The sequence below is a fragment of the Shewanella amazonensis SB2B genome (genome assembly GCF_000015245.1).
GTDB classification, from domain to species: domain Bacteria; phylum Pseudomonadota; class Gammaproteobacteria; order Enterobacterales; family Shewanellaceae; genus Shewanella; species Shewanella amazonensis.
On sequence record NC_008700.1, the window covers coordinates 3,445,399 to 3,469,069 of the forward strand.

The 23,671-nt window shown below is 53.8% G+C and carries 22 protein-coding genes; 13 read left to right on the forward strand and 9 right to left on the reverse strand.

Annotation, left to right across the window (positions count from 1 at the left end):
- Positions 1–43: 43 nt before the first annotated feature.
- Positions 44–1,330, reverse strand: coding sequence for an acetyl-CoA hydrolase/transferase family protein (locus tag SAMA_RS15135; RefSeq protein WP_011761006.1), 1,287 nt, complete (start codon positions 1,328–1,330; stop codon positions 44–46).
- 397 nt (positions 1,331–1,727) lie between these two features.
- On the opposite strand from SAMA_RS15135, the gene SAMA_RS15140 reads away from it, so the two are divergent.
- The gene (locus SAMA_RS15140) at positions 1,728–2,711 is read left to right on the forward strand and encodes a LysR family transcriptional regulator (protein WP_011761007.1); all 984 of its coding nucleotides are present in this window, start codon (positions 1,728–1,730) and stop codon (positions 2,709–2,711) included.
- 79 nt (positions 2,712–2,790) lie between these two features.
- Here the strand turns inward: SAMA_RS15140 and SAMA_RS15145 are convergent, their stop codons facing one another.
- Positions 2,791–3,765, reverse strand: a complete 975-nt coding sequence (locus SAMA_RS15145) for a LysR family transcriptional regulator (RefSeq protein ID WP_011761008.1) — start codon at positions 3,763–3,765, stop codon at positions 2,791–2,793.
- Positions 3,766–4,146: 381 nt separating this feature from the next.
- On the opposite strand from SAMA_RS15145, the gene SAMA_RS15150 reads away from it, so the two are divergent.
- The 5 genes from SAMA_RS15150 to SAMA_RS19630 all read left to right on the forward strand — a co-directional run bounded on the left by SAMA_RS15150 (position 4,147) and on the right by SAMA_RS19630 (position 7,356).
- Positions 4,147–4,656 carry a PDDEXK family nuclease gene (locus SAMA_RS15150; RefSeq protein WP_011761009.1) on the forward strand — a complete coding sequence of 170 codons (510 nt, stop codon included), beginning with the start codon at positions 4,147–4,149 and terminating at the stop codon, positions 4,654–4,656.
- A 98-nt stretch (positions 4,657–4,754) separates the two neighbouring features.
- Complete coding sequence (locus SAMA_RS15155) at positions 4,755–5,216, forward strand: cytochrome c3 family protein (RefSeq protein WP_011761010.1); 462 nt, start codon at positions 4,755–4,757, stop codon at positions 5,214–5,216.
- Positions 5,217–5,226: 10 nt separating this feature from the next.
- Positions 5,227–5,919 (forward strand): 4Fe-4S dicluster domain-containing protein, encoded by a 693-nt coding sequence (locus tag SAMA_RS15160; RefSeq protein WP_011761011.1) that lies wholly within the window; start codon positions 5,227–5,229, stop codon positions 5,917–5,919.
- Positions 5,916–6,857, forward strand: coding sequence for a cytochrome c nitrite reductase subunit NrfD (gene nrfD / locus SAMA_RS15165; RefSeq protein WP_011761012.1), 942 nt, complete (start codon positions 5,916–5,918; stop codon positions 6,855–6,857). Before SAMA_RS15160 ends, nrfD begins: the two co-directional genes overlap by 4 nt.
- Before the next feature lie 268 nt (positions 6,858–7,125).
- Positions 7,126–7,356: a hypothetical protein gene (locus SAMA_RS19630; RefSeq protein ID WP_157608345.1), complete on the forward strand. Its 231-nt coding sequence runs from the start codon at positions 7,126–7,128 to the stop codon at positions 7,354–7,356.
- A 278-nt stretch (positions 7,357–7,634) separates the two neighbouring features.
- Here SAMA_RS19630 and SAMA_RS15170 read toward each other — a convergent pair whose 3' ends face one another.
- From SAMA_RS15170 to SAMA_RS15190, 5 genes are all read right to left on the reverse strand, one after another.
- Positions 7,635–8,468 (reverse strand): tetratricopeptide repeat protein, encoded by an 834-nt coding sequence (locus tag SAMA_RS15170; protein WP_041409899.1) that lies wholly within the window; start codon positions 8,466–8,468, stop codon positions 7,635–7,637.
- A 212-nt stretch (positions 8,469–8,680) separates the two neighbouring features.
- The gene (locus SAMA_RS15175; protein WP_011761014.1) at positions 8,681–9,670 is read right to left on the reverse strand and encodes a hypothetical protein; all 990 of its coding nucleotides are present in this window, start codon (positions 9,668–9,670) and stop codon (positions 8,681–8,683) included.
- A 257-nt stretch (positions 9,671–9,927) separates the two neighbouring features.
- Positions 9,928–10,290, reverse strand: coding sequence for a hypothetical protein (locus SAMA_RS15180; protein ID WP_041409900.1), 363 nt, complete (start codon positions 10,288–10,290; stop codon positions 9,928–9,930).
- Between the two features lie 3 nt (positions 10,291–10,293).
- Positions 10,294–11,256: a hypothetical protein gene (locus SAMA_RS19790; protein WP_232280496.1), complete on the reverse strand. Its 963-nt coding sequence runs from the start codon at positions 11,254–11,256 to the stop codon at positions 10,294–10,296.
- A 192-nt stretch (positions 11,257–11,448) separates the two neighbouring features.
- Positions 11,449–13,218, reverse strand: coding sequence for an ABC transporter transmembrane domain-containing protein (locus tag SAMA_RS15190; RefSeq protein WP_408640226.1), 1,770 nt, complete (start codon positions 13,216–13,218; stop codon positions 11,449–11,451).
- A 238-nt stretch (positions 13,219–13,456) separates the two neighbouring features.
- Between SAMA_RS15190 and SAMA_RS15195 the strand changes: the two genes are divergently transcribed.
- Complete coding sequence (locus SAMA_RS15195) at positions 13,457–14,434, forward strand: phospholipase C/P1 nuclease family protein (RefSeq protein WP_157608347.1); 978 nt, start codon at positions 13,457–13,459, stop codon at positions 14,432–14,434.
- A 4-nt stretch (positions 14,435–14,438) separates the two neighbouring features.
- On the opposite strand, the gene SAMA_RS15200 is transcribed toward SAMA_RS15195, so the two are convergent.
- Entirely contained in the window at positions 14,439–15,920 is a 1,482-nt protein-coding gene (locus SAMA_RS15200; protein ID WP_011761018.1) for an NAD(P)/FAD-dependent oxidoreductase, read from the reverse strand.
- Positions 15,917–16,267 (reverse strand): winged helix-turn-helix domain-containing protein, encoded by a 351-nt coding sequence (locus SAMA_RS15205; RefSeq protein WP_011761019.1) that lies wholly within the window; start codon positions 16,265–16,267, stop codon positions 15,917–15,919. The genes SAMA_RS15200 and SAMA_RS15205 overlap by 4 nt, the downstream gene beginning before the upstream one ends.
- Positions 16,268–16,441: 174 nt before the next feature.
- Here SAMA_RS15205 and SAMA_RS15210 point away from each other — a divergent pair, with 174 nt between their 5' ends.
- The 6 genes from SAMA_RS15210 to pepN all read left to right on the forward strand — a co-directional run bounded on the left by SAMA_RS15210 (position 16,442) and on the right by pepN (position 23,631).
- Positions 16,442–16,972, forward strand: a complete 531-nt coding sequence (locus tag SAMA_RS15210; RefSeq protein WP_011761020.1) for a PH domain-containing protein — start codon at positions 16,442–16,444, stop codon at positions 16,970–16,972.
- Positions 16,969–18,447 carry a PH domain-containing protein gene (locus SAMA_RS15215; RefSeq protein ID WP_011761021.1) on the forward strand — a complete coding sequence of 493 codons (1,479 nt, stop codon included), beginning with the start codon at positions 16,969–16,971 and terminating at the stop codon, positions 18,445–18,447. Before SAMA_RS15210 ends, SAMA_RS15215 begins: the two co-directional genes overlap by 4 nt.
- Positions 18,448–18,458: 11 nt before the next feature.
- Positions 18,459–19,001, forward strand: coding sequence for a DUF924 family protein (locus SAMA_RS15220; RefSeq protein ID WP_011761022.1), 543 nt, complete (start codon positions 18,459–18,461; stop codon positions 18,999–19,001).
- 123 nt (positions 19,002–19,124) lie between these two features.
- Positions 19,125–19,937, forward strand: coding sequence for a substrate-binding periplasmic protein (locus SAMA_RS15225; protein WP_011761023.1), 813 nt, complete (start codon positions 19,125–19,127; stop codon positions 19,935–19,937).
- Between the two features lie 126 nt (positions 19,938–20,063).
- The gene (locus SAMA_RS15230; RefSeq protein ID WP_011761024.1) at positions 20,064–20,957 is read left to right on the forward strand and encodes a DMT family transporter; all 894 of its coding nucleotides are present in this window, start codon (positions 20,064–20,066) and stop codon (positions 20,955–20,957) included.
- Between the two features lie 46 nt (positions 20,958–21,003).
- Positions 21,004–23,631: an aminopeptidase N gene (gene pepN, locus SAMA_RS15235; protein ID WP_011761025.1), complete on the forward strand. Its 2,628-nt coding sequence runs from the start codon at positions 21,004–21,006 to the stop codon at positions 23,629–23,631.
- The last annotated feature ends 40 nt before the right edge of the window (positions 23,632–23,671 follow it).

Here is a 23,671-nt window from a genome sequence, read left to right on the forward strand (position 1 = left end):
GGGCTTGCTCTTTAACGCCTCACCTTAGATTGACGGGCTTTCGTCACAGCAACAATCCCCACATTTCATGGGTTTCACGGGCCAGGGCTTCACGAAAATCCGGGTGGGCAATATCAATCAAAGAACGGGCCCGCTCACGAATGGATTTACCGCGCATGTAGGCCACACCGAATTCGGTCACTATGTAGTGCACATGGGCGCGGGTGGTCACCACCCCGGCACCGGGAGACAACACTGTACTGATGCGGGACACCTTGCCTCCGGCTGCCGTACTCGGCATGGCAATCACAGAGCGGCCCCCTTCAGAGAGTCCGGCGCCGCGGATAAAGTCCATTTGGCCGCCCACACCGGAATAAATACGGGTCCCTATGGAGTCGGCGCACACCTGACCGGTCACATCCACCTGCAGTGCCGAGTTAATGGCCATCACCTGCGGGTTACGGCGGATGATGGCGGTGTCGTTGACCTGCTCAATATCCAAAAATGCCACCTGGGGATTGTCGTCCACAAAGTCGTAAAGCCTGCGGCTACCCAAAGCAAAACCCGTTACCAGCTTGCCGGTGGCGAAGCGTTTGCGGCTGTTATCCACCACGCCGCGCTCCACCAAACTCAAGATGCCGTCAGAAAACAGCTCCGTATGCACCCCCAGGTGCTGGTGATTGCCAAGACAACCCAGCACGGCATCGGGAATACCACCAATCCCCATCTGTAAGCAGTCACCGTCGCGTACCAGCGCCGCCACATTACGGCCAATGGCCTGGCTTACCGCATCTGTCGTCGCCAGAGCATGTTCCGGTAGCTCCATGGGCGCTTCAAACACGGCATCAAAACGGGTCAGCGGAAGAAAACTGTCGCCGTGGGTACGGGGCATACGGGGGTTGATATGGGCAATTATCTTACCAGCCACCTCACAGGCGGCGCGGGTCGCCTCCACTGAAATACCAAGAGAACACATGCCATGCTTATCCGGCGGTGACACCTGCACTATTGCAGTGTCGATACGCTGCTCACGGCGGCGAAAAAGCTTTGGTACTTCGGATAAAAACACCGGCACATAGTCGGCACGGGCACTGGCGAGCAGTTCACGGGTCGGCTTGCCACCAAAATAGCAGCGATGGCGCAAATGCCCCTCAAGCTCTGGGCCACTGAGGCATTCGGCATGCTCAGTATGTAATTGTAATAGCGTGAGATTAGTGCGGTTTAGCGCATGTTCAGCCAGGGCCTCCAGCAAGAGTCTAGGCGTCGCCCCCATGGAGTGGGTCCAGATGAATTCGTCATTATCGATTAACGACACCGCCTCCAGAGCGGTGGCACAGTACTTGGGTACCATCGGGCTTCCTTGATGAATCAGACATTGCTGTTATAGCAGCTAATTTCAACCTTCATCCCGACACAGATCATGTTTTGGCCGGCTAATGGGCCGAAATCCAGAGCACAGATAGTTGGCAACAGATTTACTGAAATGCATGGCTGATGCGTCAGCCTTATCGCGCCATACTCTCACAAGCATATATTTTTAAAGAAATAATTTAGCCAGCCTTCCTGAGGCCCTGGCCCCCTCAAGCCTCTACAGTAATTCAACCCAAAATGAATACTGAATTAACTGTGATCTGAACCGCAGAATTTCTGATTAAGCTGTGCCACAAAACCCTCTGGCAATTGGTTAATTTTTAAACAAAAGATCCATTACCTTTGCCTGTTAATGCTGCCGATAGAGGGAGACTGTCATGCTGAAGAAAGTGAGCCGACTCGATTACTTTACCCTGCAGGTTTTTATCGGACTGGTTGAGCTTAAAAGCGGCAGTGCGGTGGCCGAGCGCTTGCGTACCACACAGTCCAAGGTGAGCCGCTGCCTGACCTGCCTGCGGGAAGTGCTGGAAGATGAACTCTTTATCCGTCAGCAGTATGGCTTCGAGCCCAATCAGGTAGCCGTCACCATCTATCCCATGGTCAAAACCATATTGGAGCAGTACGACAAGATAGTGGCCGCCACCATAGACAAGGGGGCCGAGCCCTATCAGCTCAGTGTCGCCACCTATGAACAGTGGTCGCTGATGGCAATGAACTGTGTGCATAACACCTGTCACTGCATCGAGGGTGGGGTGAGCATTAATATTCAACCCTGGACCGACAAGATCCACCAACGCCTGTGTCAGGGCAAGGTGGACTGCAGTATCTCCACCGAACCCATTAATCACCCCATGGTGAACAACTTTAAGCTGGGGGATATCACTCACTTCTTCATCGTCGCCCGTCGTGGCCACCCTATTTTAAGCAGTGATGCTCCCTTAACGCAGATGTTTAACTACCATATCGCCCTGGTAAACACCCACTTACAGGAGCAGGAGCCTCATCCCATAGAGGTCTACGCCAAAGCCAGGCATATCGAGATCCGCGTGGCCCTCAAGAGTCCGAGCCTGAGGATGGTGGTGGATCATGTCAGTCACAGCGAGGATATCGCCCTGCTCTCCTCAGCAATGTCGATGGCCTATTTCGAAAATCGCGACGATGTGGACTATCTGGATATCTCGAAAATCTGGCTGCAAACCACAGAACTCGAGACACAAAGCTACTATCTGCATTGCCACAAGGGGATAAAGCCGGAGCTCACCCACTGCCTGCGCAGGGTGCTGACGGAAAAATTGCACGAGATGCAGGCCCACTGCGATCAGGTGGCCCAGGAAAATACCCGGGACTTGCCGACCCTTTAGCCAGCGCCTTTAGCCCAAGGCTCAAGCCAGGCGCAAACCCGACAAGCCACATGAACCCGCTGACAGCTGGATGCCTGTGCTAATGCACGTTCTGCTTGATAAGCTGGCCTATCTCCTGCTTCATCCACTCGAGATGCGCACCACCACGACCACTGCGGCTCAGCATATAGAGCCGGGGATAGGGCTGATCCCGATAAAGACGCGCGGTATCCATGCCCGACAGGCAGCACACGTGCAAACCGGGAAGCTGCTCACTGTGCTCATACACCCTGCTGTATGGCAGCAGACTCACCGTCTTATCGTCAGACAGATAACGATACAACTGATGAAACGCCAGCCCCTCACGGCCCAATTCCACCGGTGCCAGATGGCAACTGAGCCGCTGCTGGGCACAGTAGCGCTGGAAAGGATCCGGTGCCTGTTTGTCCAGCTGACCGAAAGCGCTCAGGTAGGGATAATTGGCGATGTTGCCGAGGCTTATCTCCTGCTGCAACAGCGGATGCTTGTGGGAGCAAAGCAGATACAGATGGGTTAATTCAGTCAACGGAGACACAATGAGTCTGTCGTCTTGCAGTGCCCTGTCAGAGGATTCACTGACAATGGCCAGGTCAACCAGTCCCTGAGCCAGATCTTCCACCAGATCCACAGAGCCGGTGCGCAGCTCATAGCTAATGGGCAGCTGCGCCTCACTGATGGCGCTGCTCAGGCGCTGGGGCAGTTCGGCTATCAGGAGGTCGCTCACATAGAGCACCATCACCTGGCTCGCGGCCAGATCGTGGCAACTCTCCAGCTGTTGCAGCTGTTCACCGCACTGCACCAGGGCTTTGACCAAGGGATAGAGTTGGCGGGTAAATTCATTGGGTTCGAGGCCATGCTTCTTACGGATAAACAGGGGATCGTTAAAGATCATCCGCGCATGTTGTAAGCAGCGGCTCACTTTGGGGGCGGGTATATTCATCTCCATCGCCACTGACGAAGCCGAATGCTTTTCATACAAATTAACTAATATATTGGCACTCAGCATATCTAAACTATCCAGAGTCATATTTTTCATTTCAAAATACCTCTCCCGACATTGAATATACCCATTGGGAGTATAGTAAATATATTTATGCTGACAATACATTTATTCTAATTTAATAAAACAAACAAAAGAGACTTAGATCATATTTCTAAATTTCAACCATTTACAGAAACACCGCAAGAGCTTATTTTTCATTAAAAATATCTTATAAACCCTACCAAACCTCAGATATTCAATAATTAAAAACCACATATCTAATTATTGATTATCTACAAAACGAAATAGCTAAATACCGGTATCTGACCCAAGCCTAATTTTTAATAGTCCGATTTCAATATTTATTGTAAATAGAGTTCATAGGGTAATAATTAATTCGAGAGTTAAAAAGGAAAATAACCTTGGAGGTTTACCATGAACACCACCACTATCGTTATTTTAAGTTATGCGTTTATATGGTTTGTCTTTTTTGTCATGTGTCCTCTGGTCATCGTGACCTTCGTCATGACGTGCATCAAGTTCTTTAGATCAAGTGAGAACCAGTTGGTGGAAGCTGCCGTCAGCATCAAGCCTCACTTGCTCGACAAAGATTCAATGCACTTTCTGAAAAGCTTAAAGGCCATCGCCGCCAACCGCTACGATGTCCTTTACGGAGCGTCACTGGTGAATGTAGTCGACCTGGATGAGTCCGTCAGGAACCACGAAGAGGTGCAGGACTTTATGGAACACTGTCACCTGGATTACGTGGTCGTCGACAACGAATCTTCTGCGGTCAAACTCGTGGTGAGCGACCCTGCGGCCAGCTCTCCCGAGCAGATGAAGTTTGTCGAAAAATGCTTGGATTACATAGGCGTACAGCTTATTAAGCTGGACAAAGACAAGCATTGCGACGAAGCCTTGCTGCGCACCGCACTCGCCGCCTGATGGGTATCTCTCATCGCAACGCCCAACGAGCGTCAAACTGACCACTTGGCGCTCCTCATACCCACAACGTCATGCTCACTGAGGTGTAAGGATGCATTATGTGTCAAATTACCCCTTGTACTGCGCTGCTGGCCAGCATTCTGACACTGGGTCTGGTGGGCCTGGCTTCCAGTGCCTTAGCCGCCGACGAGCAGGACAGCCGCAGCTGTATCAAGTGCCATAAACGCAATGGCCAACTCGAAGGCATACATGCCAGCCCTGGCCTGGCCATTCTCTGTCAGGACTGTCACGGCCCCCAGGAGAGCCATCCCAGGAAGGGCTCGAATATTATGGCTTTTGGGCCCGAAAGCGCCTTCCCGCCCCAGGAACGCAGCGCCGTCTGTCTGACCTGTCACGACCATCAGGCTCTGGGTGAGGTCGAGTGGACTCACAATGTGCACGCCAACCGCCTTGGCTGCGACCAGTGCCACCGACTCCATCCCGAATCGGACCCCATGTTGTCGCTCTCACCGCAACAACATAGCCAGCTGTGCGTCAGCTGCCACAAAGTCGAACAATAGGAGGCCTGTCATGCTAGTTTCCAAACGCCAGTTTCTCAAGGGGGTTGGGGCGCTGCTGACCGGTGTCTCTGTGTATGGAGCCACCCGCACGCTCCAGGCCGATTCCCTGCTGCAACCCGAGGCGGAAAGCGAAACCAAATATGCCATGGTGCACGATGAAAATGCCTGCATCGGCTGTAATGCCTGTGTCCAGGCGTGCCGTGAGACCAATCAGATCCCCGAGGGTGTCACCCGGGTGAAGATAGAGCGCAGGGGCCCCTTTGGTGAGTATCCTAACCAGAGCTACCGCTTCAGCCGTGTCTCCTGTCAGCATTGCGAAGCCGCGCCCTGTGTGCGGGTCTGCCCCACAGGCGCTGCCTATATCGACAAAGAGACCGGCATTGTGGCGGTCAACAGCGACCGCTGCGTGGGTTGCCAGTATTGCATTGCCGCCTGCCCCTATCAGGTCAGGTATATCCACCCCGAGACCCGCACCGCCGACAAATGCGATTTCTGTCAGAAGAGTCGCCTGGCTCAGGGGCTGCAACCTGCCTGTGTCGAAGCCTGCCCCACCAAGGCACTGACCTTCGGCAATCTCAAGGATCCCGAGTCGGAATTGGTCAAGTTGCTTAAAGCCAAGCCCAGCTACCGCGCCAAGGTGGACCTGGGGACCCGGCCCAAGCTGTTCCATATTCAAACCATAGATGGGGAGATAATGCTATGAGCGCTTTTCATTTCGAAGGCCTGGTATGGCATTGGCCTATCGCCATTTACCTCTTCCTGGCGGGTCTGTCTGCTGGGGCGGTATTTTTCGCCATCATGCTGAAACACTTTAAGTTATTCCATGAAGCCTGGCATTCGCCCTTCGTGCAGGCGGCGGCCATCATCGCACCTGTCGCCGTATTTGGTGGTCTGGGGATCCTGGTATTTGACCTCACCCGGCCACTGGATTTCTGGAAGATCCTGGTGTTCTACAATACCAGCTCTGTGATGTCCATGGGGGTGCTGGTGCTGATGGCCTATCAGGTGGTGCTGTTTGCCTGGATAGCATGCGTCTTCCATGTGCGCATCGGCCAGTTGCTGGGCAATCGCTTGGCCATCGTCCGGCAGCTGCTCAATTGGCTGGTTCTGCAGGAAGCTGCTATCACCGGCATTCTGGTGATCCTCGCCATCTCCCTTGGGGCCTACACCGGCTTCCTGCTGTCGGCGCTGATAGGCTTCCCGCTGCTCAATAACCCGGTGCTGCCATTGCTGTTCCTGATCTCCGGGCTCTCCTCCGGCGCCGCCGCAACCCTGCTGGGTGGTGTGCTGCTTCGGGGCAACCCCAATGGGGTGGAAGTGCGTTTTATCCACGGCATCGAAATTCCCCTCATCCTGGTGGAAATTGGCCTGCTGTTTACCTTCTTCGCCGGATTAATCCTCTCCGGCGGTCAGAGCCAGGTTGCGGCGCTCAACGCACTGGGGTTTGGCTTCTGGGGGTGGATATTCTGGGCCGGCGTTATCGGCCTAGGTCTTACCCTGCCACTGGCCTTCAATCTGTGGATGAAAGTCTCGGCGGATCGTAAGTTCGCCTATGTGGCGGTAACCGCCAGTTTCAGCCTTTTGGGGGTGTTCTTGCTGCGCAACTTTATCCTCTATACCGGCCAAATGACGGGGACCTAGCCTTCAATGTCACTCATACCCGAGAATTGTCTGACACACGGATAACCAATGCACATTTGTTATTGAACGCCACCAAAACACCCCGTCTTCGACCCGGTGTTTTGGTGTTTTGGTTTTTTGGTTTTTTGGTTTTTTGGTTTTTTGGTTTTTTGACTATCCCCTAACTTACTCAGCAAGATGAAAGGCTATGTCGATGTTGAGCATTCCTACAAAGCGTCAACCCTTATATTTTACGGCTCTTACTGTGCAAGATATTACGAAATGATCCATGAGCAATCTCTCATTGAGTCCCCATTGCACCGTGCATAAAGTGATCTGGCCGCCCAAACTGGAATTAATGCGGGTCCCAATGGACTCGACGCATTCCGCCTGGCGGCGCTGCATCAAACTGCCCGCCCAGCTGGCAGACACTGATCACTTCTACCGGCAAACGCTGCCCGGGCTGCTGGTCGAATTGCCCGGTGTCAGGCAAGAAAAAGCCCCAAGCAAATGGGGCTGATTGACCAAAAGTGTTATGCCTGTCCTATATCTAATGTGTTACAACAGTGGCCTGATCCCAACTGAGCCAGAGAGAATATACTGGCTTAACTATAAACCAGTGGCCAGTCTTAATTGACCACTGCAGGGGTTGTTAGTATGCAGCATGAGGGTTCCCTCTTATGTTTTGATTGAAGATTCGACACCCTTATCAAAACGGGTAACTCTCACCTTTTAAAAATGAGGTTTCAGATCAAGTCTCGACCAATACATTTTTGAAAGTTAGCGTTGATTCATTCACTAATTCCCACCCTCTTTGACTTGTTGCTCCACAAGTCTATTATAATTACTTAAGATGTTTATAGCCAAGTCGAATCCTTCATCAGCCGACAATTGCAGATACTTGAGTCTTAAATCATCATCACTTAATGGTGATGAACTATTATATATTTTTGCCAACAAGAAGTATCTTTCTCCAGAAAGGCTTTCAAATCTCTCAGAAATTAGATACTTTGCTATCTCTTCCAATTTCTCCTTATCATTTGATTCCAGTGCGGCCAAATATTCTTCTCGCTTCAAAAAAAACATTGCCGGTTCAAATTTTATATTCGCAGCTTTTTTTAGCCACTCTATGGCTAGATCTTTTGGGTATTTCTCTTTCCGATATAGGATGTATAAATTATGCATTGCATCAGGAATACCATCTGCTGCTGCTTTTTCCAATAGTGGTATAGCTTGTTCATAATGGACATATCCCTGCTCCATTGCAAGGATTGTCCCTAACAAATATTGAGCTCTAGTATCATTCAACTCAGAGGAAATAGTTAGATAATTTATAGCTTTTTCAAGATTTCTATTCTCAAATATTCCAAAATAAAAAATTTGTCCCAGCAAATAGTTAACCTCCGCTGGATATTGCTTGGCAATAGCATTCAAGCTTTTGTATACAAAATTTTTTTCTTTTTCATCAACATCATTATTTTGAATTGTAGCAGTAACCAAATCAAGCAGTTTGTGATTATCCATTTCATTTACCTGGAGTTCATCCGCATGAGCTAACCGTACAATAATCAAGCTGATTAGCATAAAAGCCAAAACTATTCTCATATCATAATCCCTGTCTTGCATCTTCATATCAAATAACCAAATAACAGGACATCCTAAACACTTTTTGAGACAAACAAAATGCCAATACCCTGTCGAGCCTGCTCTCTGGCGCGATGACGGGTATGTACAGTGTTTGTTGGTAAGCTTCAAGAGATCCATTTGAGGCAAAATGGGGCCTTTCGGCCATGCCAAATTCTGGTTCGAGCCAGCAGGGGAAACGTGGAATATACCAGGCTTGATTAGTCTGGATGTATCGACGCGCTTTGCTGCTTTCCTCTACACCATTTGCCGCCACATTTGGCTTTCATGGCGCACATGGCATCCCAGCGGCCGCTGATACCACTGTATTGGCGGCGAAATTCCTTGGCTGAGGTTATCCAGGCATCATCACTGATCCCAAGTTCAGCAAGCAGCTTTGGCCTTGTGGTGGCGATAAAACCACGTTTGTCTTCCCGCACCGCGCGCCCGGTCCAGTCAATCAGCTCCAGGTAATCGGCAAAGTGGAACGGGATGCCGCATTGCTCGGTAGCGATGGCGGCGCCATCAAACGCCAGCAGTGGTTTGAGCGCAACAGGAGCAGACTGGGGACTTGCAAGTTCTTCAATTCGCTCCTGAATCGAGGTGTAATCTGAGCCTTGCAGCGAGTCGGCAATACCGGCACGAATGGGGTTTAAGTCCACATACATCATGCAGGCCAGCAGTGCCTGCTCATCCAGCAGCGCCTGAGATTTAAAGCGCCCTTCCCAGAATACACCTTTGCAGCCATCTTCCCGATTGGCTTTGCGGGCAATCTCCTCGTTGAGGCAGCGCATGAACCAACTGATACTGCCAAGCCGCTCCTGCCACTCACCAATCAGACTATCCAGCAAAAGGCGCTCGCCTTCCTCGAGACTGTCACCCTTGAGAAACTTAGCCGCGACAGGATGACCAAAGAAAAGCTGCGTCCACCGCTCAATGACCTCAAAGTGTGACAAGCGCTTTTGAGTTGCCAGATTAATTTTCAGCACCAGATGATAGTGGTTGGACATCACCGCATAGGCGCAGACATCGATACAGAACACCGAGGACAACTGCTTGATTTTATCCACTATCCAGTCACGCCTGTGCTCATAGCTGCGCCCCGACAGCGCATCCTCGCCACACAAAAACGCCCGTCGGACACAGCGATTTATCACATGGTAGAAAGGCGTAGATTCAGCATCTATCAATTGGCGTCTGGCGGTGGTCATGGTAAGCCTCGACTGGCGAGAAGGGGATAGATCAAAGCCTAGTCGAGGGGTTATCGAACATCAAAAAGATCTGGCTGTCCTGTTTTGTTTGTTTCGGATGTGGCTTGGGCAATAAAATTCATTGCCCACACATGCCAACGCAGCCCACAGTCAAAGTCGAAGAAAGACAACAGCTTGGATGGGATACTTCAGCATCTAAATGCTTAAGGTCCAGGTTATGTGGATGTCCTGTCTTCTGCTGTCTTTTTATTTTATATCTATCTTAAATAGTACCAAACGAAAAAATTAACAATAACCATCAAATAAATGAGTATACTATGTAGTCGAATCTCTCTAGAAAATTCATTTAAGTAATTTTTATCTTTATATGTATTTAAATACTTATCCAGTCTGTGACTGACAATCATAAAAACAACAACAAAAATAACACCCAACTCTATTCCATAGCTATCAAAAACATCAGCCTTAGTTCTGAAAAAATGGTCTGTGAGTCCCAAAGCAATTAAAGCTGGCATTGCGTACACAGCCAAAGTAAGCATAGTCACGGCACTATCGTGACTGAACCTTTTCTTCCGATAGTAAGCATACCCGCCTACTAAGAAATCTTGTAGAATTCTCATTTTTCACTCACCACCAAAATTGATATTATCAATGCCTAACGAACTATAAATGACACTCTTAGGATTATTTTCATACTCTCGCCTAATCGCTTTCAATTCACGAGTGCTATCGGATATAGATGATTGAGTATTTTCCATTGCACTTACGCTCTCTCTTTTAATCATGATCCAACCATTCACATCGTCTTTTGAAAAAACGTAGTCAGCTACAAAATAAGCTCCACCGACAATAGCCCCTCCCTTGCCCCCTCGAAAAGCAATTAGGGCAACTACTGCATCGGCAAAAAGCTTACCTTTCAGTTCTGAGTCACTAATATCTCCTTTTTCTAAAGCAGCTATATTAGCTTTATAGGAAGCCATAACAGCCACAGCACCAAGCGCACCACCTAATCGACTAGCATATTTTGTTATTTCTTTTAATGGTATTTGATTGATTTTTCCAGGTTTAACTTTTTCAAGCTTTCCCATTACCCGTGATTGACCGGTTGAATCATAATCTCCTATTGGGGGCACTAGTGCTTTTCCATCTGTAGTATGCTCTAGCACAGAAAGCGATACTGAGGCTGCACCAGCTGCGGTGGCTACTTCTCCGGCAGTATTATCGCTATTACTATTAGTTGTGCTTCCCATGGTCTGCTTTGTATTCCACAGCATACTACCAACTTCAGAGAGAATGCCACTTGCCAGCGAACTTCCGGTTGCCTGTGCAGTTTTAGCGCCATTGACAATGGTATTGGCAACGGCTCGTTGCTGTTTCGCTGTTCCGCCAGTTAAGTGCACTTTTGCCGTAGTACCTTCTTTTGTCACTGTAGCCTTAACTTCCGATTTACAAATATGCGAACCAGTTGCTGCCTCACAGGCATACCCAGTCGGATCCGTCCCCGCCAGCGGGTTGTTCATTATGTACGAATAGGGGTTCACACTCTGGGTCGAGGTGGGACTCTGGATCAGCGGATCCACGCTCATGAAGCGGCCCAGGTTATAATCGTACACCCGGCCGTTCATATGGTTAGCCTGAATTAGCAATCATATTCACATTTTCAAGTAACCCTGTTCAAACGAATCTACCCCGATAGCGAGGCCTGTTGGTGTTTGCGGATTGAACAACGCTGCCATCATCAAACAAAAAGGGAGCTTGGGCTCCCTTTTTGTTTGGCATCACGCTTCCGTTAACAGCTGCAAACTGGCGAATTCCCGGTATTGCTGGCTGGATTCCAGCAGCTCTGTGTGGCTGCCTTGAGCAATGATTTTGCCCTTGTCCATCACCAGGATCCGGTCGGCATTGATAACGGTTGCCAGGCGATGGGCGATGATAAGGCTGGTGCGGCCACAGATGAGGGTATCCAGCGCTTCTTTTACATAGCGCTCGCTCACCGCATCCAGGGCGCTGGTGGCTTCGTCGAGCAAGAGCACGGGCCGGCTTGCGAGTATGGCGCGGGCGATGGCGATGCGCTGCTTTTGGCCACCGGAGAGTTTCACCCCGCGCTCCCCCAAATAACTGTGGTAGCCCTCGGGCATGGCCTCGATAAAGTCGTGGGCACGGGCCGCCACACAGGCAGCCTTCACCTCATCGAGAGTGGCATCCACCTTACCGTAGCGAACGTTTTCCAGCACCGAATCGGCAAAAATCACCGACTCCTGGGGCACCAGGGCAAAGGCACGTCTGAGCGCTTGCAGGTCGGCGTTAGCGATATCCGTATCATCCAAATAGATGGTACCGCTATCCGGCGCATAAAAACGGCCCAGAAGCTGAAACAGGGTACTTTTGCCCGCGCCACTTTCGCCCACCAGGGCCACTTTCTCACCGGGGCGAATATGCACTGATATCTCATCCAGCGCGCGGACGTCGGTACCGGGATAGCAGAAACTGAGTCCCTCGATACGAATATCGCCGCTGAGTTTGGCGGGCAGCGCCACCGGATGTCGAGCCTGAGGCACTTCACTCACGGCTTCGCTCAGCTCCTTTAAGCGTTCAGCGGCGCCGCTGGCGCGCTGCACATCCCCTATCACTTCGCTGATGGTGGCTGTGGCCCCAGCCACCAGCAGGGCATAGAACAAAAACGCCGAGAGTTCACCGGCACTGATGGCGCCGATCATCACATCCCGCGCGCCTACCCATATCATCAGGGCGATGGCGGCTATGGTTAAAAACATCACCCCCGCTATCAAGAGTGCCCGAAACTGAATACGGCGTCCGGCGCTGCCCAGCACCTTGCCGAGCAAACCAGCAAACTTGTCCCTGTCGACCTGTTCGTGGGTGTAGGACTGCACCGTATGAATTTCGTGCAGGCTTTCATCAATGTAGGCACCAAGGTCGGCCACCCTGTCCTGGCTGTCGCGGGAAAGGGTGCGCACCTTGCGGCCAAAAATCAGAATGGGCACCAGCACGGCGGGCACGGCCACCAGCACCAACGCCGTGAGTTTTACGCTGGTGATGGCCATCATGGCGATGCCACCAAGCACAGACACAAAGGAGCGCAGCGCCATGGAGAAACTCGAGCCAATCACGGTTTGCAGCAAGGTGGAGTCGGCGGTGAAGCGGGATATCACCTCACCGGTTCTAAGCTTCGCATAAAAGGCGGGCGGCAGGGTCAGGAGGTTATCGTACACCCGGGCGCGAATATCATTGCTTACCCGCTCTCCAAGCCAGCTCATCAAATAAAAGCGGCAAAACACGGCACTGGAGCTGATGGCAGCTATGCCCACCAACAGCCACACCAGTTGATTGAGGCGCGCAGCGTCTCCGGCCACAAAGCCTTCGTCGACAATCAGCTTTACCCCCTGCCCCAGCGCAAGCCAGGCCAGCGAGCCAATCAACAAACAAATGAGCGCTGTGATTACCCTGAGTTTATAGGGGCGTAAAAAACTGCCCAACCAGGCAACGACATTGCCCTGCGAGGCCGTCGTTGCCTGGTTGTTGGTGGCCAAGGTGTCCGGCACTGGCGGCTCCCGGGAAGATAAGAGAAGGTTTGGCTGTGAATATGTGGGCGCGGCGGATAAAAAACAACCTCAGGCTTAGTTGATCGCGTAAAACCCAGGGGCAGGCCAGAGCGTGTCGCAGCCGACGTCCAGCCTCGTTGGCAAAAGCCGCGCAAGCATCTACCGGGATTTGGTTTTGTCTGCCCAAGGTGTTAGATTCGGCAAAACTGCGGGCAAGGATGTCGATGTGATTAAATATCTGTTTGCTTTACTTATACTTTTGGCTTTTAGTGCCAAGGGCTATCACCCCAAAGAGGCCCACGAGCCCCTCACCACACTCGCCGTTGATGCCATGGCCCAATGCGGCATTAATCTGAGTGAGTCGACCCGTTTACAGTTGATGCAGGGCAACCTTGCCATGGATGAAGGCGCTGGCAAGCTGCCAAAGGAACTGATGAACACATCCTTTGCCAAGGCGGTGTTTCCCATGACCAAGCGAATTCATAACTGGCATTTTTATCATCCCGATAAAACCGCTGACGCTCAGCGGCTGGCGGGGAAGACCGATATGTCCATGGCACGGCTGTGGCAGGCGGCGCAGGCCGGGCTTGAGCAGGCACCCGCTGAGCACAAGGCCTATTATCTGGGCGCCATTATTCATCTTATTCAGGATGTCACTGTGCCAGCCCATGCGGTGCCCGTGTACCACGGCCCCAAAATCATTGCCTGGCAGCGGGAGTTTGCGCCGCTGGTGAATTACCTGGGTTTCGGATTTCGCGGCATTTTTGTTATCCATGACCCGGTGGACGACTGGCCGGTGAACTCAACCGGCGCTGAACAGCCAATTGCAGCCATTCCCTGCCCCGAGCTTCACGCAGCTTCAAGCAATCTTTCAGCAAACTTCGATGCCTTAAGGACTCGGGTAGCCAGACAAACCCTTACCGCGCTGGATAACCCCATTCCAGGCTGCGCCGCCCCCTGGCGGCTCTTTTGGCGTGAAGATTTGGGCCACAGATACTTCGCCGGTTACACGCAGGGCATCAAACCCTTTGGCAGGGCCAACAGCCTCAGCGGCGAAGGCATAAGTATCGATGGCAGGCCTTGCGAACCCGATTATCAGGGCTTTGTCGAGACCAGGCACAGGGCTGCAATAGAAGCCACCATGGCGGCGCTGCAGCTGAGCCAGTTGGGTGTGGTCAGCCCAGTCCCCACCGAGGCTCAATGATTGACTAACTCATCAGGATTTCCAGGGCATCGGCAAGCCGACTGACCACAGGCGTATACCCTGGCTGAGGCTTGCGGCAGAGCAGGCGCTCTTCAAACCGGTAAAGCAGCCCGCTTGCGCTGTAACCCAGCCAGGGAAGTGGCTCCGACTCCCAGCGGCGCAGATGCTCACTCACGGCGCCCCGGTACGCCCATGGCATACCAGCGAGCTCACCCTCTGGCCGGGCAATCAGCTCGGCCAGGGTTTCGCCAAAGAGCATGCTGGCGCCCACGCCTTCGCCGCCATAGCCGCCCACAAAAGCAAGCCCCGCAGCTTCATCGAAGAGTGCATGGGGCCTAAACGCCCGCGAGAGCGACAAACAGCCGCCCCAGCCATGGGTGATTTGCGTGCCCTCAAGGGCGGGGAAAAACGCCTGCAACAGCTGACTTCTCAGGTCAAAGATATCGCCTCTTGGCGATTCACCCAACGTGCGGGGCGTAAAGCCAAATTGGGTTTTCACTGCGCCGCCAAAGCCATAGCCACCGCGTGCACCAAATACCAAGCGATTGTCTGCGCTGCGCTGGCCGTAGGTGATAAGCCGTGAGGCATCGGCAAAGGTTTCGCGGTTTTCAAGACCGATAGTGGCCCATTGCTGTTCGCTCAGGGGTTCGGTGGCGCAGAGCACACTGAACACCGGCAGGCTGGTTCTGTTATCAAGCCCCAGGAGCCGCTGGTAGCCTTCGAGCGCGGCCACCACCACAGCGGCCCTGACCGAGCCCTTTGGGGTAAAGACGGTGTTTTTCTGGGTTTTCAGGCCGCTTTCAGAGGGGGTGAACCTGCTTTTTTCAGCCAGCTGCACAGGGCTGTGCTCATAGATAACCACGCCGGCACGTTCGGCGGCCCGGGCAAGGCCCCGGGCCAGCTTCAGCGGATGCACCCGGGCACAGTGAGGGGTGTAGAGCGCCGCTTGTGTCCCCGGCAGATTAAGGGCGTGGCTGGCGTCTGCGGCCGACAGCAGGCGATAGTCTTCTTCGTCAAAACCGGCTTCACGAAAATGCGCCAGCTCGGCTTGCAATCGCTTAAGCTGCTGGGGGTAGCGCGCCGCCTGATACAGGTTACCGCCATGATGGAAGTCGCATTGGATACCCAGCTCGCTGAAGGTATTGGCCGCCCGGGCAACCGTGCCGGTAATGCGCGCTTTTGCCCGGCGCCGGGCCTCGCCATCCAGCTGTGCCAGATAACCCAAATCGCCGCCAAAGCTGCCCATCAGCCAACCGCCGTTGCGCCCGGACGCCCCCTCTCCAGCCATGGCAGCTTCAAGCACAACCACCTTCAGCGAAGGCTGTTTCTGTTTGAGAAACAGGGCCGTCCACAGGCCTGAGTACCCGGCGCCCAGAATGCAAACATCCGCCTCGATATCATTTTCCAGCGAAGCGCGGGGCAGCATGGGTTCCCCAAGGGTCAGATACCACAGGCTCTCATCGAGCCCACCCACAGAAGAAATCACGCCCCATTCCCGGCCGTGGCCTGCCCGTCGGCATCGTCTACGCCCAGCAGGCTCTTGACCTCGTCCACATGGGTGTCCATCCAGGCGCTGCTGATGGGTCCCCAGGTACGAATACGGTAATAACCGGCGTTATGGCGCTCGCCATCCTGAACAAACTCCACCTCAATACCTATGTCGGCAAAACTGGCGATGGCATCCTGCAAGGTCCGTCTCGGCATACCGGTCAGCTTGCCCAGCGACAGCAGATTATGGCGCGCATCGTCCATCAGATGGGCCAGATACAATTTACGCAAAAAGGCCTTGTGCTGTTTGCTGACCTGATCGCCTGAAGCATTATCCTGGGTCATCACCATGATTCCTGTAGGGAGATTGAATCCAAATTACTTGAAATTCAGTCGCTAACCAAGAGCCAACCAAGCCCTGAGACGGCTTTGCAAGCAAATATTTCCATTGGCTGGATCCTCGCAACTTTTCACTGCTATATTGGCCGTGAATACAAAAATGTCACAAGGACGACACAAATGCAGGCACAAGATGCTGAATTACAAGGGCTCTTGTTACCCCGGGATCGCTGGACTCCCTTCGAAGCCGCCGTGCTCATCCCGGCCGATCCCCGCTATGCCACCCTGCTGATGGTCACCACGGCCATGATATTTTTATTAATATTCCTGCCTCTGTCATTGCTGCTTATCTTTGCCGGAGTGCCCGACATGATAGTGCTGGCGATCAGCAGCATTGGCGTATCGCTGGCAGGCCTCAGCCTGTGGCTGGGTCATCGCTGGGCCAATGCTCTGGGGTACGGCGTTGGCGAGCTGGACCTGCTCAGCCAAACCGGCGTGTGGTGGCAAAAGCGAACCGCCATGCCTTACAGCCGTATCCAGCACGTCACCCTGTCACAGGGACCCTTGGAGCGGCGCTACGGCCTCGCCTGCGTCAAGTGTTTCAGCGCTGGCAGCGGAAACGCTGAAATTGAAATTCGTGGCCTGCCCATCGACGATGCGGAGGCGCTGCGGGGCCACCTGCTCGCCCGTGCTGGAGTAACTGAACTGTGAGTGCTACTGCCGAGAACTGGCAAAGCCTGTCGCCCTGGTCTGTAGTCAGCTTTACCCTGGGCACGGCGCGCCAGGTACTGACCCAGGGCTATGCCCTTATCCCCATCGTCTTTACCGGCTGGAAACAGGGGTTCGACTCACCGCTGGTCATTTCCGTGGCCTTATTGGTGCTGCTGGGCATTCTCACCTTCGCCCTGGTGCAATATGCCACCTACAGGTTCCGCCCCGGCAGCCATAAACTGGAAGTGCGCCGGGGGCTGTTTTTCAAACGCAAAGATGAATTGCCGCTGGATAAAATTCAGAACGTGCGACTCGACCAACCCTTTTACTTTAAACCTCTCTTACTCTGCACCCTGGTAGTCGAGACCGCAGGCTCCCGTAAAGATGAGGTGCAAATTGCCGCCATGCCCCTGAGCAATGCCATGGCCCTCAAGTCGCATTTGCTGCAAAAGCCTGCCGAACCTGTTAACCATCACGAGGAACAAACGGACTCACTGCTGCTTGAAAGAGGCGGCAAGCCACTGTTTTTATTTGGGCTTTACCACAACAACTTTGTCTGGTTTATGGTCTTCGCCGGCTCTATCATGGGGCAGCTGCCGGTGGAGAGCTGGTTCGAATCCCTTGGCCTTAACACCTTTGTGCGTATCGAATCCCAGGGGCCGCTGTGGGGCACCTTAAGTGTGATAGCACTGATTTTGCTGGGATATATCTGTTTTGCGCTCATTTCAGTGCTGTTTGCCTTTTTGAAATACTACCCCTACCGACTAAAGCTTGGCGCCGAGTCCACCCTGGAGCGCACGGGCGGCATATTGGCCCACCAGCAGGATGCGCTGGCGATGAAACGCATTCAACTGGTGGAATTCAATCAACCCCCCATTGCACGGCTGCTGAAGCGCTGGACGGTGTTTTTCCGTCAGGTTCAGGGCCATGAGGTTGAACAACACCTCAAGCTGCCACTGCTTATCCCCTCTGTGACTCCCGATGAGCTCCCGCCCCTGTTTGCCCAGCTCAAGGCGCTGCCCGGCCAAGACAGCCTGCCGCCACAGGTGCATGAACTGCGCCCCATCCACAATGGCTGGCTGAAACGCAGACTCGCATTTGTCTGGCTTCCGGCGCTGCTGACGATGCTGATTTCCCGGGAGCTGGTTGTTATCGAGCTCGCCCTGACCGTGGCCATACTGGGCTCGGTCGGACTTTGGCTCAGGTTCAAACACTGGGGCTACCGGCACGACGATACCCTGGTGTGGCAACGCACCGGCCTGCTTGGCCAAAGTATCAAAAGAGTGCCCCTGTACAAGGTGCAACACGTGAGTCTGCTTCAATCGCCCGGGCAACGGAAAAAAGGCTTGGCGACCCTGGAGCTCGGGCTTGCCAGCGGTAAGATTTTCCTGCCCTGGATCCCCTACAGCGAGGCCAGGACCATTGCTCTGGCCGCACTGACACAGCTGGACAAGCACAGAGGTAACTGGATTTAACCGGAGCACAAATGACGCATTGGCAGCAAATCATCGATTTTTGGTTCAGCGAAATCAGCCCCAAACAATGGTGGCAAAAGGATGCTGACTTTGACCATCTGATTGCACAACGCTTTATCGAGGTGTTGGTCGCGGCCAAACGGGGGGAGCTCTTTGGCTGGCGGCAACACCCGATGGGACGCCTTGCGGAGATTATCGTGCTCGATCAGTTTTCACGTAATGTGTACCGCGATACCCCGGCTGCCTTTGAAGCCGACCCCATGGCATTGGTGCTGGCTCAGGAGGCCGTCGCTCTGGGAGTGGATAAGGCGCTGCCGGATAATATGGTGCCCTTTTTATACATGCCCTACATGCACAGCGAGTCGGCCCTTATCCACGAAGAAGCCATGAAACTCTTTTCCCGCGAGGCCGCCCGGGGCAACCTGGAGTTTGAGATTCGCCACAAGGCCATTATTGACCGATTTGGCCGTTATCCTCATAGAAACAATATATTAGGCCGAGAGTCCAGCGCAGATGAACTCGCTTTTTTACAAGAACCCGGTTCCTCATTCTAAATATTTGTTCCACCCGCTATTGCACAGGGAGTGAACTAAACTCAATACTGACTCGACAACCCAAGACGGCCCGCCGACAGAGCGACTAAACAATAAAGCCGTCTCCCTGAGAACTTAGTTAAAATGAAAAACAAAAGTAACCTAGTAACCAGCTTGTTCCTGGCAAGCCTGGGAGCAACAACACAGGTTTCTGCTGAAACCGTCAATGTGGGCGTGAGCTTTGCGATACCGCCCTACGTGATTCAGCAGGAAAACAGCGGTCTGGAGCTGGATATACTGCGCCAGGCGCTGGCCCGCCGGGGACACTATGCGGTGATCCATTACATGCCGCTGTCCCGCACCTTCCGCGAGCTCAAGGACGGTAAGCTCGACGGCATCATCAACACCAAAGAGAATATGCTTGAGGGCGTGTTCTACAGCGATGAAGTCATCCGTTTCCATAACTGCGTTATCAGCCTTGCCTCCCGCAATCTGGACATCAACACCATTGGCGATTTGAAGGGCATGAGTGTGGTGGCCTTTCAACAGGCGTCGCGGATTCTGGGAGAAGAGTTTGGCAGCACAGTCGCCAAATCGCCGTCTTACAGCGAAATTGCCGCCCAGCGCCATCAAATTCATATGCTGTTCAAGGGCCGAACCGACGTGATAGTCATGGAAAAAAGTATCTTTGCCTACTATCGCAAAAAAGAGCTGGAGGCCGGATTTACGGAGGCCGGGCTTGAGGTTCGTGAGGCCTGCATTTTCGAACCCACGGCCTACCGTTTTGCCTTTCGCTCGGCCCGAATTCGGGATGACTTCAATCAGGGCCTGAGTTCAATACGGGAAGACGGCACCCTTGCCGCCATCTTGCAAAAATACAAGGCCATGATGACGGTGGAACCCGAAGAAGAGCCCTCCATAGACGAGATGCTGCAAGCCCAGCCGGAGCACCCCTGACATCAGGGCTTAAGCCGTCTCTTAGACTAAAATCCAGCACATTTCCCGGGGCACACATCTTGTGGCGCCCCGGGGGAATGGCTATCTTGTCTGCCCCTGTCCTGCATCCCTGTCGGAGCCCGTACAATGCAAAGCGGTTTTTATTTGTTGGCAGCCCTGTCAGCCATTCTCATGGGTACCATTGGCATCATTGCCCGCTTTGGCGAACTGGATGCCGCCATGCTGACCTTTTACCGGCTGGGGCTGGGCGCCCTTATCCTGATGCTGTTTTTGCTGTTTCGCCGCGAAACGGCAAGGCTATGGGTAAAACCGCACTGGGGCACAGTGGCCGGTGGCGTATTGCTGGCGACCTTTATTCTGTGTTTTCTCAAAGCCATAGAAACCATTCCCATGTCCCTCGCCATTATGTTGGTGTATCTTGCTCCGGCAGTGGCTGCCATAGGCGCGCATTTTTTGTTTGGGGAGCGTTTGGGGGCAGCGGCTTTTGGTCTGATTTTGCTGGCCTTTTTCGGTTTTGCCATGCTTCAGGAGTTCAACTTGGATATGGCTGGCGCCGAAGCCCTCGGCATGAGCTATGCGCTGGGCTGTTTGCTGGCCTACACCGCCTTTATCCTCATCAATAAAAAAATTCCGCCCGCCAGCGATCCCTACGCCAAAACCTGGGTACAGCTGGCCGTGGGTGCCCTGGTGACACTGCCCATGGTTTGGGGCGACCCCTTGCCCAACGCCAGTGAATGGTTCTGGCTGATGATTGCCGCCGTCTTCCCCGGCTTTTTAGCCATCCTCTTTGCGGTAAAATCCATTACCGCGCTGCCGGCCAAGATGTTCGGCACCCTGGCCTACCTTGAACCTCTGGTCGTGGTATTAACCGGTTATCTGCTGTTTAACGAGCCCATGTCAGCCCTTAAATGGGGTGGCTGCGCCCTTATCCTGCTGTCGGGTATTGCCCAGGTGCAACTGGCAAATGCCGCCAACGCCCGCGCTCAGGCTGGCAATGGCAGGCCCCTTAAGGTAAGTTAAGCGCCTAAAAATAAGCCGCATTGCGGTAACTTGAAGGAAGTCTCACGTGAAGTTCTTAAGCCAAGCCTGGGTGGCCGTTGCCGCTATCACCCTGGTGTCCTGTGCCTCCACCGACAAATCCCATCCATTGGAGCGGGATAACACGCCTTATATCAGCGCCGAACAGGCGGCAAATCGCAGCCAACGTGTCAGTAACGTGCATTATGAGCTGGACTTCAATCTCAATGGCAGTGCCGAATTCAGCGCCACCAGTAAGGTACGCTTTCAGCTTGGCGATACACTCTCACCGCTGACGCTGGACCTGAACAAGGCCCGCATTACCGAGCTGTTGATTAACGGCGCCAAGGTTTACCCCAACTACAACGGCAGCTACCTGACCTTAAACCCCAGATTGCTGGTGAGCGGTGAAAACCAGGTGCAGGTGAGCTTTGTCCGCCCCCACAGCACCAATGGCGAAGGCTTGCACCGCTTCGAAGACCCGGTCGATGGCCGTGTCTACCTGTACTCTCATTTTGAACCTGCGGCCGCCCAGCAAATGTTTGCCGTATTCGACCAGCCGGATCTCAAGGCCAGCTACAAGGTCAGGGTAACGGCCCCCGCCGACTGGCACGTTGTTACCACCACACGGGAAAGCAGCATTAATGCCCAAGGCGATATGCGGGTGTGGGACTTCCCCGAAACCCCGCTGCTGAGCCCCTATAACTTCTCGCTCCATGCGGGGCCCTATCAGGTATGGCAAAGCAGCGAAGCCCGCTACCCCATGCGCCTCTTCGCCCGTCAGTCCATTGCCGACAAGGTCACCCCACAAGACTGGTTCCGCTACACAGCGCTGGGCCTTGACTATTTTGAACAATATTTTGGCATTCCCTATCCCTTTAAAAAGTACGATCAGCTGTTGGTGCCCGACTTCCTCTACGGTGCCATGGAAAACGCCGCGGCCATTACCTTCTCCGAGTCGTCTTTTGTCTCCAGTGGCGAGATGAGCCTGGCGCAGAAGCAGTCGCTGGCAGGAGTTATCATGCATGAGATGGCGCACCAGTGGTTTGGCGATCTGGTGACCATGAAGTGGTGGAACGGCCTGTGGCTTAACGAGAGCTTTGCTTCCCTGATGGGCACTATGGCGCTGGCCAAAATTCCTGAGTTTTCCCATGCATGGCAAAGCTTTTATGCCGGTGGCAAACAGCGGGCCTACACCCTCGACAGCCTGGTGACCACCCACCCCATCGAGGTGCCAGTGCCGACGTCGGGCAATGCCTTCGACAACATCGATGCCATCACCTACCAAAAAGGTGCCGCCAGCCTGCGTCAGCTGAGCATCTTACTGGGCGAAGAAGCCTTCCGGCGCGGCGTATCGGCTTACCTCAAGCAGTACAGCTACCGCAACGCTACCCTGGATGACTTTATTGGCAGCCTGGCACAGGCAGCCGGCAGGGATTTAACCCAGTGGACCCGCGATTGGCTGTATCAGCCCGGGGTTAACAGTATCGAAGCCGAATTCAGCTGCGAGGGCGAGCAAATCAGCCACTTCGCCCTGCGCCAGAGCGCACCGGCCGACTATCCGGTACTGCGTGAACAAAAAGTACAGGTGGCGTTGTTCGATGCCGACCGCCACGGGCTACACCGCGACCGGGTGGTGGAAGTCACCTTCAAGGGCGCACGCACCGAGGTGCCCGCCCTTGTCGGTCGCCAGTGCCCCAAACTGGTTTACCCCAACTATCAGGACTGGGGTTATGTGAAGGTGAACCTGGATGCCCGCTCCTTCGACACCGCCCGCAGCCAACTGTCGCGCACCGAAGATCCGCTGCTCAGGGCCATGCTGTGGCAAAGCCTGTGGGACAGTGTCACCGATGGCAAGCTGCCACTGCAGGACTTTTTGGCCACGGCGCTCATCAACGCGCCATTGGAAAAAGACTTGCAGATGAGCACTCAAATCATCGGCAAGCTGCAATCCAGCGCCTTCTACCTGCAAAGTGCCAACAAAGGCAAAGGCAGCTTTGCCGACAAGGGCCTGCGCGCCCTGTCGCAAATGAGCCTGCGCCGCGCTATGGAAAGCCGTGGTGACAAAGAGCTGCAAGGCCGCTGGTTTGATGCCTATATCAGCCTGGCCTATGGCGGTGAAGCCATTGATCATCTAAATGATTTGCTTGATGGTGCCAGTAAGGTACAGGGCCTTGAGATAGATCAGGACAGGCGCTGGGATATCATTGCCCGTTTGAATCGCCTCGACGCCCTGGGCGCCGAGCGCCGGGTGCGGGAAGAGCTTCTTCACGACAACAGCGACAGCGGCCAGAAATCCGCGATCCGCGCCCGGGTGCAGCGCCCCGATGGCAGCATCAAGCGCCAGTGGCTGAGTAAAATCGCCGCCGGCAGCGAGCCCTTCCCCAAGTTGAGGGTGGCCATGGCGAATCTGTACCAGCCGGAGCAGCGCCTGCTTGCCAATGCCAGCAGCGACGAGCGCCTCGCCATGCTGCCGGAGCTGGACGCCAAGGGACCTGTGTTTGCCCGCTCGGCCGCCACACTCATCCCCGGCGATTGCAGCCAGCAGGGTGTGGATGCCCTGAGCCGCTACATCGACAGCAAACCTGCGCTTTCCAGCGGCATGCACAGGGCACTGCTGGAAGCACGGCAGCTGCAGCAGCGCTGTGTGACGGTACTCTCGGCGCTGCCCAACTAAAGCCTGGCAGCTTAAAGCCATAACCTAAGTGGCTAACTGA

Excerpts from the sequence above, each read along its gene's own strand:
- SAMA_RS15135 (WP_011761006.1), bottom strand. The coding sequence starts at position 1,330 with ATGGTACCCAAGTACTGTGCCACCGCTCTGGAGGCGGTGTCGTTAATC.
- SAMA_RS15140 (WP_011761007.1), top strand. The coding sequence starts at position 1,728 with ATGCTGAAGAAAGTGAGCCGACTCGATTACTTTACCCTGCAGGTTTTT.
- SAMA_RS15145 (WP_011761008.1), bottom strand. The coding sequence starts at position 3,765 with ATGAAAAATATGACTCTGGATAGTTTAGATATGCTGAGTGCCAATATA.
- SAMA_RS15150 (WP_011761009.1), top strand. The coding sequence starts at position 4,147 with ATGAACACCACCACTATCGTTATTTTAAGTTATGCGTTTATATGGTTT.
- SAMA_RS15155 (WP_011761010.1), top strand. The coding sequence starts at position 4,755 with ATGTGTCAAATTACCCCTTGTACTGCGCTGCTGGCCAGCATTCTGACA.
- SAMA_RS15160 (WP_011761011.1), top strand. The coding sequence starts at position 5,227 with ATGCTAGTTTCCAAACGCCAGTTTCTCAAGGGGGTTGGGGCGCTGCTG.
- nrfD (WP_011761012.1), top strand. The coding sequence starts at position 5,916 with ATGAGCGCTTTTCATTTCGAAGGCCTGGTATGGCATTGGCCTATCGCC.
- SAMA_RS19630 (WP_157608345.1), top strand. The coding sequence starts at position 7,126 with ATGAGCAATCTCTCATTGAGTCCCCATTGCACCGTGCATAAAGTGATC.
- SAMA_RS15170 (WP_041409899.1), bottom strand. The coding sequence starts at position 8,468 with ATGAAGATGCAAGACAGGGATTATGATATGAGAATAGTTTTGGCTTTT.
- SAMA_RS15175 (WP_011761014.1), bottom strand. The coding sequence starts at position 9,670 with ATGACCACCGCCAGACGCCAATTGATAGATGCTGAATCTACGCCTTTC.
- SAMA_RS15180 (WP_041409900.1), bottom strand. The coding sequence starts at position 10,290 with ATGAGAATTCTACAAGATTTCTTAGTAGGCGGGTATGCTTACTATCGG.
- SAMA_RS19790 (WP_232280496.1), bottom strand. The coding sequence starts at position 11,256 with ATGAGCGTGGATCCGCTGATCCAGAGTCCCACCTCGACCCAGAGTGTG.
- SAMA_RS15205 (WP_011761019.1), bottom strand. The coding sequence starts at position 16,267 with ATGACCCAGGATAATGCTTCAGGCGATCAGGTCAGCAAACAGCACAAG.
- SAMA_RS15210 (WP_011761020.1), top strand. The coding sequence starts at position 16,442 with ATGCAGGCACAAGATGCTGAATTACAAGGGCTCTTGTTACCCCGGGAT.
- SAMA_RS15220 (WP_011761022.1), top strand. The coding sequence starts at position 18,459 with ATGACGCATTGGCAGCAAATCATCGATTTTTGGTTCAGCGAAATCAGC.
- SAMA_RS15225 (WP_011761023.1), top strand. The coding sequence starts at position 19,125 with ATGAAAAACAAAAGTAACCTAGTAACCAGCTTGTTCCTGGCAAGCCTG.
- SAMA_RS15230 (WP_011761024.1), top strand. The coding sequence starts at position 20,064 with ATGCAAAGCGGTTTTTATTTGTTGGCAGCCCTGTCAGCCATTCTCATG.